This is a genomic window from Clostridium sp. BSD2780061688st1 H5 (genome assembly GCF_005845155.1).
GTDB lineage: Bacteria > Bacillota > Clostridia > Lachnospirales > Lachnospiraceae > Claveliimonas > Claveliimonas intestinigallinarum.
Window position 1 is genome coordinate 1 of the sequence record NZ_SPGT01000012.1, and the last position, 13,798, is coordinate 13,798.

The 13,798-nt window shown below is 53.4% G+C and carries 13 protein-coding genes and 1 other RNA gene; 1 reads left to right on the plus strand and 13 read right to left on the minus strand.

Annotated elements, in window-relative coordinates:
- Nucleotides 1-105: 105 nt before the first annotated feature.
- Nucleotides 106-1,878 (minus strand): B12-binding domain-containing radical SAM protein, encoded by a 1,773-nt coding sequence (locus FGQ86_RS09030; protein ID WP_243127203.1) that lies wholly within the window; start codon nucleotides 1,876-1,878, stop codon nucleotides 106-108.
- A gap of 86 nt (nucleotides 1,879-1,964) precedes the next feature.
- Between FGQ86_RS09030 and ffs the strand changes: the two genes are divergently transcribed.
- Nucleotides 1,965-2,226, plus strand: an RNA gene (gene ffs / locus FGQ86_RS09035) — signal recognition particle sRNA large type.
- Nucleotides 2,227-2,334: 108 nt separating this feature from the next.
- Here ffs and tadA read toward each other — a convergent pair.
- The 12 genes from tadA to atpG form a co-directional block, all read right to left on the minus strand.
- A complete protein-coding gene (gene tadA / locus FGQ86_RS09040; protein WP_033126175.1) occupies nucleotides 2,335-2,835 on the minus strand; it encodes a tRNA adenosine(34) deaminase TadA in 501 nt (166 codons plus the stop codon).
- 102 nt (nucleotides 2,836-2,937) lie between these two features.
- Nucleotides 2,938-3,924 carry a hypothetical protein gene (locus FGQ86_RS09045; protein WP_033126174.1) on the minus strand — a complete coding sequence of 329 codons (987 nt, stop codon included), beginning with the start codon at nucleotides 3,922-3,924 and terminating at the stop codon, nucleotides 2,938-2,940.
- 75 nt (nucleotides 3,925-3,999) lie between these two features.
- Nucleotides 4,000-5,418, minus strand: coding sequence for a deoxyguanosinetriphosphate triphosphohydrolase (locus FGQ86_RS09050; RefSeq protein WP_138303581.1), 1,419 nt, complete (start codon nucleotides 5,416-5,418; stop codon nucleotides 4,000-4,002).
- Between the two features lie 16 nt (nucleotides 5,419-5,434).
- Complete coding sequence (locus tag FGQ86_RS09055; protein ID WP_138303583.1) at nucleotides 5,435-6,574, minus strand: hypothetical protein; 1,140 nt, start codon at nucleotides 6,572-6,574, stop codon at nucleotides 5,435-5,437.
- 185 nt (nucleotides 6,575-6,759) lie between these two features.
- Entirely contained in the window at nucleotides 6,760-7,386 is a 627-nt protein-coding gene (locus FGQ86_RS09060; protein WP_033126171.1) for a 4'-phosphopantetheinyl transferase superfamily protein, read from the minus strand.
- The gene (locus FGQ86_RS09065; RefSeq protein ID WP_242842846.1) at nucleotides 7,364-7,846 is read right to left on the minus strand and encodes a SprT family zinc-dependent metalloprotease; all 483 of its coding nucleotides are present in this window, start codon (nucleotides 7,844-7,846) and stop codon (nucleotides 7,364-7,366) included. Before FGQ86_RS09065 ends, FGQ86_RS09060 begins: the two co-directional genes overlap by 23 nt.
- A 46-nt stretch (nucleotides 7,847-7,892) precedes the next feature.
- The gene (locus FGQ86_RS09070) at nucleotides 7,893-9,638 is read right to left on the minus strand and encodes a glycoside hydrolase family 2 TIM barrel-domain containing protein (RefSeq protein WP_138303585.1); all 1,746 of its coding nucleotides are present in this window, start codon (nucleotides 9,636-9,638) and stop codon (nucleotides 7,893-7,895) included.
- 22 nt (nucleotides 9,639-9,660) lie between these two features.
- The gene (locus FGQ86_RS09075; protein ID WP_138303587.1) at nucleotides 9,661-10,377 is read right to left on the minus strand and encodes a hypothetical protein; all 717 of its coding nucleotides are present in this window, start codon (nucleotides 10,375-10,377) and stop codon (nucleotides 9,661-9,663) included.
- The gene (locus tag FGQ86_RS09080; protein WP_138303588.1) at nucleotides 10,338-10,676 is read right to left on the minus strand and encodes a hypothetical protein; all 339 of its coding nucleotides are present in this window, start codon (nucleotides 10,674-10,676) and stop codon (nucleotides 10,338-10,340) included. The genes FGQ86_RS09075 and FGQ86_RS09080 overlap by 40 nt, the downstream gene beginning before the upstream one ends.
- Nucleotides 10,677-11,028: 352 nt before the next feature.
- Nucleotides 11,029-11,445 (minus strand): ATP synthase F1 subunit epsilon, encoded by a 417-nt coding sequence (gene atpC, locus FGQ86_RS09085; RefSeq protein WP_033126169.1) that lies wholly within the window; start codon nucleotides 11,443-11,445, stop codon nucleotides 11,029-11,031.
- Nucleotides 11,446-11,491: 46 nt separating this feature from the next.
- A complete protein-coding gene (gene atpD, locus FGQ86_RS09090; protein ID WP_138303590.1) occupies nucleotides 11,492-12,889 on the minus strand; it encodes a F0F1 ATP synthase subunit beta in 1,398 nt (465 codons plus the stop codon).
- 11 nt (nucleotides 12,890-12,900) lie between these two features.
- On the minus strand, nucleotides 12,901-13,794 hold the full coding sequence (gene atpG, locus FGQ86_RS09095; RefSeq protein ID WP_033126167.1) for an ATP synthase F1 subunit gamma: 894 nt from the start codon (nucleotides 13,792-13,794) through the stop codon (nucleotides 12,901-12,903).
- Between the last annotated feature and the right edge of the window lie 4 nt (nucleotides 13,795-13,798).

Genomic DNA, 13,798 nt, shown 5'->3' on the forward strand with positions numbered 1-13,798 from the left:
AGTTTTCAAGGTACTGATTGCAACGAAAAGTCGTTGCCACTTTTTTACTTGACTTTCTTTAATAGTTAGTCTTATTTTTCAGCCGCTCCCTACATTGTAAACGTTTTATTTTTCAATTGCAATATGAATTCCTCTTCCGTCATTTGTGAGGGGATCCCTGTGTCTGTAGTCAAAGAGCACATACTCCCCCTTCAGGGGAAAATACTCCAGGTGGGTCATCCTGCGGAGCTGATTTTTATCTGCCCCTTCGCAGTCCTCCAGAAATCTGTGCTCCCGGGCTTCTGTCTCATAAAAGCCGCGGACCCACTGTCCGTCCGCCCGGGACTCACCCGCAAAGGCCGGCCGGCTTTTGGCGTTCTCCCGAAGATAGTAGTCAAAAATGAGCCGCTCCCTCATCTCCCCGGCATCCTCCGGCCAGTTTTCCCTGACAAAGTCAAGGAGGATCTCATAGCGGGCCGCCCGGGCGTGCTGCACCTGATCCAGCCCCTCCCGCTCATAGAAAGCCGCAAGCCTCCTGTAGAGGGCAAAGGGCGAGGGCTCCCGCAGCTCCAGCAGCTCCAGGGCTGTCCTGAACTGGCCGCTGTTATAGTAGAGCTCAGTCATCTCCTCCACCCCTTTTAGGATCAGCACATCCCCGTAGGACAGCCACCTTGTGGAGAGCACCTCATAGGGCGGGGTGTCGCGGCAGAGCAGGCCGTATGCCTCCTTCATTTTCTCCATGCGGGAGCCCTTCAGGATCTTGAGAAAGCCGAGCTGCAGCTGGTCGGGACGGAGGGCGTAGACCCTGTCAAAGGAGCGCCCGAAGCTCTCCAGATCCTCCCAGGGGAGACCGGCGATGAGATCCAGGTGCTGGTGCACGTTTCTCCCTTCCCGCACGTTTCTCACATTTTCCTCCAGGCGGGCAAGATCCATGGTCCTTCGGATTTCCCGGATGGTCTCCGGGTTGGTGGACTGGACGCCAATCTCCAGCTGGATCAGCCCGGGTCTCATGGATCGGAGCAACTCCAGTTCCTCCTCGTTCAAAAGGTCCGCCGAGACCTCAAAATGGAAATTCGTGATTCCGTTGTCATGCCGGCGGATGTATTTCCATATCTCCAAGGCGTGGTCGTGGCGGCAGTTGAAGGTCCGGTCCACGAATTTCACCTGCTCTGTCCCTGCGTCCAGGAAAAACTGAAGCTCCCGTTTCACCAGAGAAAGGCTTCGGAACCGGAGTCTCTTGTCAACAGAGGACAGGCAGTAGCTGCAGGAAAAGGGGCAGCCTCTGCTGCTCTCATAATATACGATCCTGTGCCTGAAATCTGTCATATCCTGGTAGACAAAGGGAATTTGATCCATGTCCAGAGGCTGTCTCCACGGATTATCCCGGATCTGCCCCCGGCTGTCACGCCAGGTGATGCCCTCTGCGTCCTCCAAATCTGTCCCCGGGCCCGCTTCTCTTGCTGCCCGGGCTCCCGCCAGAACCGCGAAGGTCTCTTCCCCCTCGCCCTTCATGATCCCTGTCACCTGGGGAAACTGCTCCAGCAGCCGTACCGGGTCGTAGGACACCTCCGGCCCTCCCAGCCAGATTTCCGTGTCCGGCAGCACCTTCCCAAGCTCAGGCAGAAGGGAGCGGATCATCTGGATATTCCAGATGTAGCAGGAAAAACAGAGAAGGTCCGGCCTTCTTTTATAAATGTCTTCCATAATGCGGTCCGGCTGTTGGTTGATGGTGTACTCGCCGATCTCAATTTCCACTTCGCCGGCGGCATGGCCGGCAGAACTGACAGGGCTTTTGCTCTGTCGCAATCTCGCGTCCGCATAGGCTTTCAGGCTGTACACGGCCAGGTTGGAGTGAATATATTTTGCATTGACTGCTGCTAACAATATCTTTCTCATCATGCCTGTTATTTTACTATATTCCATCGGGTTTTACAATAAATCCCGCATCCATTGACATTTTCAAAAAAACAGGGTAAAATATAGACTCGTGCAGCCGGGGCGGTAGCGGTGCCTTGTACCTGCAGTCCGCTATAGCAGGGGTGATATTGCGCGGAGGGCGAAAGCTGGCAGAGCTGCCCTTGGTAAGTGACGTTGATATCCGGGTCTCACGCGACGGAAATCCGTGAACCGTGTCAGGTCGGGAACGAAGCAGCACTAAGCGGAACCTTTCGGGTGCCGTGAGGGTGCCTGGGTTGAGTAAACTGCCAAGGTAACGTCTGTTGGCCTGGTTCGAAGCGCAATGCACGAAAAAAGCTTTCTGCCATGCTGCCGCGGGCAGGGTGGTCATATATAAACTATAAATCCATTCACATTTTTTAGGGAAAAGAGAGCAGCGTCCCATCTGCTACGGATCAGTCAATCCGCCACAGATGGGACGCTGCTCTTTTTCTCTTTTTTCTTTCTCTCCCTCAGCCCCCGGAAAAACTGCTTCATGAGGGAGCTGCACTCTTCCTCCAGCACACCAGACGTGATCTGAGCCTGATGGTTGAACCTGTCCATCTGGAGCAGATTTAGAATAGAGCCGGCGCACCCCGCCTTGGGGTTCATGCACCCGATCACCACCCGGTCCATCCGGGACTGGACAATGGCGCCCGCGCACATCTGGCAGGGCTCCAGCGTCACATACATGGTGCATCCCTCCAGCCGCCAGTCCCCCATCCTACGGCTGGCCTTGCGGATGGCCGTGATCTCCGCGTGGGCCAGAGGATTTTTGTCTGTGTTCCGCCGGTTGTAGCCCCGGCTGATGATCTTTCCCTCATATACGATCACGCAGCCGATCGGGGTCTCGTCCAGCGCGTACGCCTTCTTTGCCTGTTTAATTGCCTCTTTCATATATTTTTCATCTACACTTTGCACATTTACACACCACTTTATCCAAAATTGTACACCAGTTTTTTCATTCCAGACGTAATACTTTTAAAAAGTATTACGTCTGGAATTGAAATTGTTCCAATTGTGTCACCGCCTCACCGGGCGGCACCAGTACCCGAAGTCTTCCTCCCTGTTTGTCTCCTCTTCGGTCAGCTCCACGTCCCCCTCATCCGGCCGGACAAATCTTGGAAAACCGAAGGCCTCCGCCGCCTGCGCCTCCCGGGGATGATAGATGCCGGGCACTCCAAGCCAGCACTTTTCTCCCTCCTGTATCAGCAGAAGGTGATGATAGCTGTAGTATCCGTGGAGGAGAAAGCTGTTGTTGGCCAGCCGCCACTCGCAGCGCTTCAGCTGAGCGATATCCCTGCGCTGGATCTTGATACAGCGCAGGGATCCAATAGGCGGGTCTCCCCCGGTCCTGTTCGGGCGCTCCTGCCGGGGCATTTCCTCCGGAAGGTCTGTCTCCTCCTCCGAGGCCAGCGCTTCCGGCTCCGCCTCTTCCTGGCTGTCCGCCAAATCCATGGAGCTGTCCTCGCCGCTAGTCCCGTTTGTGTCCGGGACATTGCCATCCGGAATATCTTCATCCGGGACATCCTCTCCACTCTCCTCCAGGGAACTTCTCTTTCGCATTTCTTCCTCGTCCTGCGCAGCCTTCCGGGCCGCCAGACTGGCAAGATCCGGCTCCGGCTCGTCTCTAAAGACCTGCATCCGCTCCACCGCCACAGGCATGTCATCCCAGACGGCGGCAAATCTCCTGTGTCCTGCATTTTCCAGTATAACGCCCTCGATCAGCGGATAGTTGGACGGCCGCCCGGTGTCCTCCGGAGTAAAAGTCAGCCGGGAATTGACAGCCGGGTTCACATGGTCGATGTCTCCCTGCCAGAGCCCGATACACTGTCCTTCCTTCACATAAAAAATGTACACCTTTAGCCTTTTGTCTTCCGTGAGGTGCAGCCCTTTTCCATGAATATGCACTATCGTGGACTCATCCGTCTGCTCCACCTTCACAAAGCCCACGTTGCGGATGCGTTTTCCATCCTGATATTCATACAAATAGCGAATAAATCGTTTCAAACCTCCACTTCCATTCTTTGTCTGGTTATCACAATCTATTCGCCTGGATACCGGAAAATACCTGTTCTTCCTTTGTCAGAGGATCGCCTTCAGCTCCTGGTACAGTCTCTTGGCGTAGCTGTCTGTCATGCCGCAGATAAAATCCGTGACAAGGAGAAGCCGCAGGTACAGCTTTTCCGTATCAGTCTTTCCTCTTGCATGATAGTGGTAGGCGTCCTTGTAGTTGCTGGAAATAAAATACACAAGTCTCCTGTCAATAGAGTTTAAGGCGCTGTCGTCCTCGTCATAGTGGATGACCGCCCTCACGAAGCTGTCCATGAGATAGTCCAGTATGCCCGCCTCCACCAGCTCCATGAGATAGATCTGCCTGGTGGAAAACACACGCCGCATAGCCACGTCTCCCAGCAGCTCCATCAGCTCCTCTGCAAACGTATGGTAAAACAGGTCCGAAGAGTAGCTCCCCTCCATGATCGCCTCGTAGTTAGAGGTAAATCCGTACGTGGCGCAGGAGATGAGGAATCCCTGCACCCGGACGATCCAGTTCTTGACCGCATACTCCTCCGGATGGTCCACTCCCTTCTCCACACCCCGCCGGTACAGCTCCTCCAGCTTTCCCGCCGGGTCAAAGATGACTTTATTGTTGTTTTGAATACTTTTCAGTTTCTTCAACTCCTCCATCAGCATATGGTAGGAGATGAATCCCTTGACAAAGGCGTCCTCTATGTCCGCCGTCTTGTAGGCGATGTCGTCTGCCGCCTCCAGGATAAAGGTCAGCGGATGCCGTCTCCCGTTTGTCCCTGTCTCCCGCTCAATCCGGTGAAACAGCTCCTCATCCGCCAGATAGTAGCCGATCTTTTTCCTCTTGATATCGCCGCAGTCAGCGTCGATCCCCAGCGAGGAGACCGGATACTTCACGATGGTGTTCAGCAGGGCGTAAGTGAGGTTCATCCCATTCTCATCTACGAGAAAATGCAGCTTTGTCACAAGCCGGAAGGCCTGGGCATTTCCCTCAAAATGGTAAAAATCCTGCTTCATCTGCTCTGTCAGTACCTGCTCCACCGGCTCTCCTCTGAAGATCAGCCGGGGAAGATTTCTCTCAAACCACTCCCGTATGGCCACCTCCCCGAAATGTCCAAAGGGCGGGTTGCCGATGTCGTGGATCAGCCCGGCGCACTGCAGGATGCTGCAGATATCTTCCTTCATCTGCGGGGTAAAGGAAGGATCCTTTTTATATGTAAGAATATTTTCGCCGATATTCTGTCCCAGCGACTTGGCCAGGGAGGACACCTCCAGAGAATGAGTCAGCCGGGTTCTTATGAAATCACTCTTATCCAGCGGAAACACCTGAGTCTTGTCCTGCAGCCTCCTGAAGGAGGCACTCCCGATGATCCGGTGATAATCCTTTTCAAATTCGCTGCGCAGATCCGAAGAGCCAGGATGTCTCTGGCCACTCCCCCTGCTTCTCTTCGGAGATAAAAGCTGCTCCCAGTTCACGGTCCTCTTCCTTTCTTTAATCGAGATAAATGGGCGGCTCGTAGTCATTTCCAAGAAGAGCCTTCTTCCTCTCCTGATAGCCGAGGAAGGCCCACTCTGTCATGTCTGTCCACTGGTGGCTGCTCCTGTCATACACCTGAACGTACCCAATCCTCTTGGGATGCATGCGCACAGTATTGGACTCATACTCATGCCCTGTGTAGGGATTAACCTCTCCCTTTTCCAGATCCTCTTCCTCATCTCCGCCAGCCTGCAGCATCTCTTCTCTCGTCTCCTGGGTATACACCGGCGTCTCTGCCGCTCTTTCTTCCAGGGTCTCCTCTGCGGCCGTCTCCAGTGCCTCATCAGGAACCTCTTCCGGCTCCTCCTGAAGCTTTACATCCTCACGGGCTGCAGCCGGGGAAGTAGCCTGCCGCTCTGCCTCTGTCTGGGCGACATGCTCCTTAGGCTCTTTTCTGGTACGTCTCTGAAAGAAATCTCTCCAGCTTCCCCTTGCCTTTTTGGCCGGGCGCTCCTGAGGCGTCTCTTCCGCCGGCACTTCCTCTACTATTTCTTCTACCGTTGCTTCTGCCGCCATCTCTTCCGGCGCGGCATCTTCCGGCATTGCTTCTTCTGAAGCCGCCTCCACTGACGCCGCCGGCTCCTCTGTTTGCTCCTCTGCCACAGAAGCTTCCGTCACACGCTCTTCCGCCACGACAGCTTCTGCCGCGTCCTCCTGCTCCGGCCGGGCAGCATCCAAAGCAATCTCTTCACCCAGGAGCTCTTCCTTTTCCTCCAGGAGCTGGTCCAGACCACTGTTGAGATCCACCAGCTCACCGATGGTGATATCCCGTTCCACAGGATGACGGTGTTTCTTTCCCTTCTTCTTTTCGAGGCGCAGCAACTCGGCCTCCGTGACATGAACACTCTCCTCATCTGTGTTCTCCGGCTGCCTTGCGTCACCAAGTATATTCAGCTGAAACGGACAGCCAAGTATCTCCGCGATCATGCGCATGTCCTGCTCCTGGAAATTGTCCCTTCCAAGGCGCTGCGTAAGATTCTGCCTGGACATCTTCTTCCCCGTCCGCTCTTCTATCATTTCCGCGAGTTCTTTGATCGTCATGCCTTTCCGGCTTAAGATAATTTTGACCTGTTCTCCGAATGTAAGATCTAACATGATATTCCTCCTTATTCAATTAAATTATACTCACCCTGCACAGCTTATGGCTCTTCGTTTTGTAAACTTCAGAGTTTCTTCATAAACCTATGCTTTTCCCTCTTCTTATTTTAGCAAAACATATACTGTACGTCAATCCGGGTTTTGCTCCATAAACCTTCCCCTGTCTGCTTTGCTCCGCGCCTTTACTCCAGCAGCTCCTGATATATCTCCCCGAACTCTCCGTCTGTGCTGCACACGGCAATCCTGGCATTGATCCCCGACACTTGATACTCCCTGTAATAATATCTTTCCGGATACTGCCAGGGCTTCCTCACAAGGAAAGGACGATCTTCTCCGTCAAAGCCTATCTCAAAGCTCCTCGTATCCAGCCCCATCCCTCTGCGCACTGCCTTCATAAAGCTCTCCTTCAGTACCCACAGGCGGTAGAAAGCCTCCGCCCTCTCCCGCTCTGACGGCTGTCCCTCGACCCAGGCAGTCTCAGAGGGAAGGAAAAAACGTCGGGCCACCCGCATCCGGGCCTCCTTCACGGTCTCAATGTCGCACCCCACCTTCTCCTCCCTCTCTGTAGAAATGCTGCACAACACATAGTCCCCGGAGTGGGACAGGTTAAAGACCTGATCCGGGCCGGCCCCATATCGCTTCCGCATCTTCTCCAACAGCGCCCAGACGCCCACGCTCTGTGCCCGGTCCTGGGGAAAACGGAGTTGATCCGCCTTCTCCCTGCGGAAATCCGGCGCCTTCTCATAGTATTTCCTGTAAATTTGCTCCTCCCTGAGAGGAGAAATATCAGCTATCCACGTGTAAACCATTTAATTTCTTCTTTCTCTCCTTCCAGTCCGGCAGAAATTTTGTCATACAGCTCTTAAACCGCTGGTTGTGGCTGGGCTCAATCAGGTGGCAGAGCTCGTGCACGATCACATACTCTAGGCACTCCTCCGGACAAAAGACAAGTCTGGTATTCAGCCGGATACGCCCCGTGCTCACAGTACAGCTTCCCCACCTTGTCTTCATATCCCGCAGGGTCCAGCCGGACGCATGGACGCCCATGATCGTCTCCCACTTTTGGGCATAGCCAAGAACCTGCCTTTTCATTTTTTCTATCTGCTCCTCCGACACAGGCGGGTGCTCGCAGGTCACCCGGGTCCGCTCCAGATGCCGGCGCATCCAGCCCTCCTTCTCGTACAGGAACCGCTCCACCCGCTCCCTGGGCGTCCTAAAGGGGACTGTCACCAACACTTCACCCTGTTCCGGGCGCACATACAGATTCATATTTTTTATTTTCCGATACTCCATGCGGACTTTGATCCCATGGATATCAAATACTGCATTTTTCATTCCACTCTTTCAGCACATTCTCATCTATCTTCAGTATCTCCCTGTCATAGGTGTAAATGCCGTTTACTTCCTCCTCTACATCTGAGAGCTGGGTATAGATGGTAACGGACAGCCCTTCGCCTATATGAGAGGCAACCTCCTTTATCAGCTGGCCATAGCCCGCGCTTAGCTCCTTTTTGCTCCCGTAAATTCTGTAGCCGTAGACCTTTCCCGACATGCTGTGCTCCCTGCACCTCCAGCAGAAGCCGCCGAATTCCGTCAGCGCCTGGACGCGTTCTTCCCTCCAGAAGCGCAGCTTAAAAAAATAGTTATGTATGCTCCGGAAATCTCCGCCGCCCTGGTCAAACCATCCGCTTGCCTGGTCAATGAGCCGGGAAGGATCCATCTCCCTGGCCAGCCGCGTCACTTCCTTTGCGTCAAACTGTCCCCAGCCCTCATTGAACAGAACCCAGGTGACAATGGAGGGATGGTTCCAGAGCAGGCGGATCGTCTCCTTCATCTCCTCCACAAACTGCTGCCGTCCCTTCTCCTCCTTCCGTCCCAGAAGCCCGTAGGTACGGTCTGTCATACGGATATGAAATTTCTCCAATCCGTTTGCCAGGTAGGTGACATACCATTTCCTGTAAGGACGGCCTCCGCAGACCATGTCCTGCCACACCAGCATCCCAAGCCGGTCACAGTGATAGTACCATCTTTCCGGCTCGATCTTGATGTGCTTTCTGAGCATATTGAACCCGAGACGCTTCATTTCCCTGATGTCAAATTCCAGGGCCTCATCGCATGGCGCCGTGTACAGTCCGTCGGGCCAGTACCCCTGATCCAAAACGCCCCTCTGGAAATAGGGCCTGCCGTTGAGAAATGTCCTAGGGATACCCTCCGCATCTAAAGAAACGGAAATCTTTCTCATGGCAAAATAGCTGTCAACCCGGTCCTCCCCAAAGGTGACGCTCAGGAAATAAAGAAAGGGATCCTCCGGTGTCCAGGGATGCATCCGGGGCACCGGTATGCGGATGGGCTCATTGGCTTCCCCCTCCACCTCCCAGGGCTGCGTCTCCTCCGAAGACACAGCAACAGAAACCTGGCCCCGGTCGGCGCAGCAGACCGTGACCTCCACCATTTTCTCATCGTAGAGAGGCGTGATCTTCAGCCTGTCCACGTGCGCCTCCGGCACTTCCTCCATCCACACAGTCTGCCAGATCCCGCTCTGAGCTGTGTAGAACATGCCTCCCCTCTGCAGCTTCTGTTTTCCTCTGCTGTAGTAGGACTGATCCGTAAAATCCCGCACGCCCACGATGAGCTCATTTTCTCCCTTCCTCAGGAAATCTGTCACATCCACGGAAAAAGGCAGATAACCTCCCAGATGCTTTTTCGCCAGTCTCTTGTTGACGTAGACAGCGGCGAACTGATCCACTGCGCCAAAGTGGAGGAGCCAGCGCCTGCCCGATCTTCTCTCCACCTCTCCCGGCAGCATCCGTCTGTACCAGAGCACCTGGCTCGGATGAAGGCTCCTCTCCACCCCCGATAGGGGGGCCTCCGGGGAAAAAGGCACAAGGATACGCCCCGCGTACCGCTCCGGCCTCTTTCCTTTCCCGGTGATCACATAATCCCAGTATCCGTTCAGATTGACATAGCTCTCCCTTCGCATGGAAGGCCGTGGATATTCTGCCAGTACCTGGTCCGGGTGCTCCAGCACCTGGTCTGTCCAGCGGGTTTTCAGTTTCTTCATGTCTGCCACACCTCCGCTTCTGTCATTCCTTCAGCTTCATTAATATCTCCTCGCAGGATGCATGGGGATATTTTTGCACGATCCTGTAAATCGCCTCAATGGCCTGGGGTTCTTCCTCCAGATCTGCCGCCGTTTCTTCCAGGCTTTTATTTCTCCTGCATTTCTTTTGGATAAGCTCAATAAGGTTTAGATTTTTCCCTTCGTCTCTCCCTTTTTCTATTCCCTTTTCTATCCCGATTTCTTCTACATAATCACTCAGATTGCACATTTGCTCCAGCTCCTTTCCAAGGCTGTACTCCATCTCTATCTGGAAATCATTTTCCAGTTTTTCAATTTTATCTCCCGTTCTCAAAGACGGAGACAGAAGTACATTCAGCATCCTCGTTAGCTCCTGCCCGTCTTCCGCCCCGTCACACAAACAAATGCAGATCACTGACAGCTTGTCATAGCTGCCTGGACGATCCGGAATCCCCGGTACAATATCCTTCTTTCCGATTGAATATATGGAAATGGCATTTCCTATGTACTTTGGGGCATTCATACAAATCCATATGGAGTAAACCTTCTTTATACTGTCATAATCTGAACCTGTAAATTCCGTTCCCAATTGCGATGAAATCAGCCTGGCCCCATAAAATATTCCCCGTGTAACAAGGTTATAACCCGGATAAAATTCTTTTTGTGCTTCAATATTGATGATCAGCTTAATCTCTGTTTTTCTCCGGGCGGGAATGAGCATGTGAAGCCGTATATCAAAATAAATGGCTCCTTCATCCGGCTGCTGTCTTCGTTTGCATCTCCGACCACCTGCTCCGGCAGTCTGTTCGTCCTTCCAGGCTCCACCCGCACGTTGGACACTTCAGGCTCTCCGCATATACATGCTTTTATCTGAGATACAGACAGCTCCTGACACTCCTGCACTGTGCGCTTCAATATCCAGGCAAGGATCGTCCTGTTTGACAGCACTTTCTTACACTGGGCGTCATACTGAGACTTTCCTTCTGCCAGCGCGATATCCTCCGCAAGCATATTTCTCATAGGCAATTTCCTTTCTTCAATTATAGCGAAATTTACTACATGTCACAAGGCTGATATTCTGCTTCAGAAGCCGAAGCAAAAGAACGACCAATTCATAATCAAGCGGCTTATGAACGGCGAAATGCCATGCCGCTTAAGATAGTATTAACATAACACAATTCTGAGAAAACGTCAAGCAGCTTGCGCTGGCATGAAGTGTCGACCAGATCTACTACGCCATGCCGACTTCCACTACGCTTCGCTCCGTGTCAGTCTCGGGCGTTCGCCCTATGGAAATCAAAAAGGATGCAGCCACTTTCATGCCAGCATGAAGTGTCTGCATCCTTTCCGATTTCCGCATGGCTCATTGCCATCAGATATTCCAATGTTTATCTCGGGAGGTTTTTAGGCGGGTCATGGCGCGGGCCAGGGATGCCTGGGACAGGTAGTATTCCTGGATGCTCTGCTTCTGGCGCAGGCGCTCCTCAGCTCTCTGGCGGGCTTCCTCAGCTCGCTTTACATCAATGTCCTCAGGCCGCTCCGCCGAGTTCACAAGGACGGAAACACGGTTGTTGATGATCTCAGCAAACCCCCGGGACACAGCGGCTGTGATCCATTCGCCCTCAGGAGTCTTCAGATGGAGCTCCCCGTTTACCACTGCCACGATCATGTTTTCATGATGGGCCAGGACACTGAACTCTCCGTCCTCAATGGGAAGGATCAGGTTCTGGCATTTTCCCTCGTAAAAAACCTTATCGCTGGATATAACCTTCAAAAAAAATGTGTTCATCTAATTTCACTCCTTCTGCCGGACAAAAGGCACTGCGCGGCCGCGCTTAAGCCTGCTCAGTCTTTGCCTTCTCGATAACCTCGTCAATAGTTCCGACATTAAAGAACGCATTCTCCGGATACTCATCCATCTCGCCGTCGATGATAGCCTTAAAGCCGCGGATGGTCTCCGACAAAGGCACATATTTTCCCGGTGTTCCGGTAAATGTCTCAGCCACAGAGAAGGGCTGTGACAGGAACCTCTGGATCTTTCTGGCCCTGCTGACTGTCAGCTTATCCTCCTCTGACAGCTCCTCCATACCGAGGATAGCGATGATATCCTGCAGCTCCTTATACTTCTGGAGAATCTCCTGCACCCTTCTGGCCACTTGGTAATGCTCCTCGCCCACCACGTCAGCCTCCAGAATACGGGAGGTGGACTCCAGCGGATCTACAGCCGGATAGATACCCTGCTCCACGATCTTTCTGGAAAGAACTGTGGTGGCATCCAGATGGGAGAATGTGGTAGCCGGAGCCGGGTCTGTCAGGTCGTCCGCAGGCACGTACACAGCCTGCACAGATGTGACTGACCCGTTCTTCGTGGAGGCGATACGCTCCTGGAGAGCGCCCATCTCATTTGCCAGAGTGGGCTGATATCCCACGGCTGACGGCATACGTCCAAGAAGGGCAGACACCTCAGAACCGGCCTGTACAAAACGGAAAATATTGTCAATAAACAGCAGCACGTTCTGGTGCTCCTCGTCACGGAAATACTCAGCCATAGTAAGCCCTGTCTCCGCCACTCTCATACGGGCTCCGGGTGGTTCGTTCATCTGTCCGAACACAAGGGCCGTCTTATTCAGGACTCCTGACTCGCTCATCTCTGTCCAGAGGTCATTTCCCTCCCTGGAACGCTCGCCCACGCCGGTAAAGATAGAATATCCGCCGTGCTCCGTGGCGATGTTGTGGATCAGCTCCTGGATCAGGACTGTCTTTCCCACACCGGCGCCTCCGAACAAGCCGATCTTTCCGCCCTTTGCGTAGGGGGTCAGAAGGTCGATGACCTTGATGCCTGTCTCCAGCACCTCCACAGCCGGGCTCTGATCCTCAAAGCTGGGAGCCTTTCTGTGGATTACCCAGTGTTCTGAATCCTCCGGAATCTTCTCCTTATCGTCGATGGTTTCTCCCAGCACGTTGAAAAGTCTTCCAAGGGTCTGCTCGCCAACCGGAACCTTGATACCCTCCCCGGTGGCTGTCACCTCCATCCCTTTGTAGAGGCCGTCGCTGGAAGCAAGCATGATGCAACGCGCAACATTGTTTCCAACATGCTGAGCCACCTCCATGACACAGCGCTTTCCACCGTTGTCCACTTCCAGTGCATCCTTGATAAATGGAAGATCTTCCCTGCTATCGAACTCAACGTCTACAACAGGTCCCATGACCTGTACAATTCTTCCTTTTGTCATAGTGTTTTATCTCACTTCCTTTTCTGTGCGTTGGCACCGCCGATCACCTCTGTCAGCTCCTGGGTGATGTCCGCCTGCCTTACACGGTTATAGGTTACATTTAATTCATTCAGCATATCCGTGGCGCTGTCCGTGGCATTCTGCATTGCCTGCATACGGGAATTCTGCTCGCTGCAGTAAGACTCCACGAGGCAGCCGTAAATGATGCCGATCAGATAGTTGGGGACAATATTGTCCATGACCTTGTGGGCGGAGGGGTACAGGGTGACTGCCTCTCTGTACACGCCGGCCATGGCCGCCATCTTGTCGGACGCAAAGTTGACTCTCTGCAGAGGCAGAAGCTTGATCTGCTGCGTCTCAGCCTGGAGCGCGTTTTTCATCCGGGTGTAGATGATATAAATGTCATCCAGCTCTCCCGCCTCAAAAAGCTCCACCATCTTGACGGCGATCACTCTGGCCCGGTACAGGTTCGGATCCTGCACGGTATACTTGAATTCAGAATCCAGCTCATCCTCTCTCTTAGAGAAATACTGCCTTCCCACTTCACCCAGGACAAACATCTTGTGTTTTCCCGGCTGCCCGATCAGCTCCTCCGCCATCTTCAGCACATTGTGGTTGTATGCCCCGGCAAGACCTTTATCCGCCGTGATGACAATACATCCGACCTTCCTGTCCTTTGCCGGGATCTTCTCCCTGCGGTCAAAGAAATGGCTGTGCATATCCGGCACGTGCCGCAGGATCCGGGTGATCTCCGCCTGCATGGCGTAGAAAAAGGGCTCTGTGTCCGCCAGCTTTTTCTTCGCCTGCTTCATCTTGGAGGAGGAAATCAGGTACATGGCGTTGGTGATCTTCTTTGTCTCCTGGATGCTGGCCATCCTCTCTTTCAATTCTCTTGCATTTGCCATAATA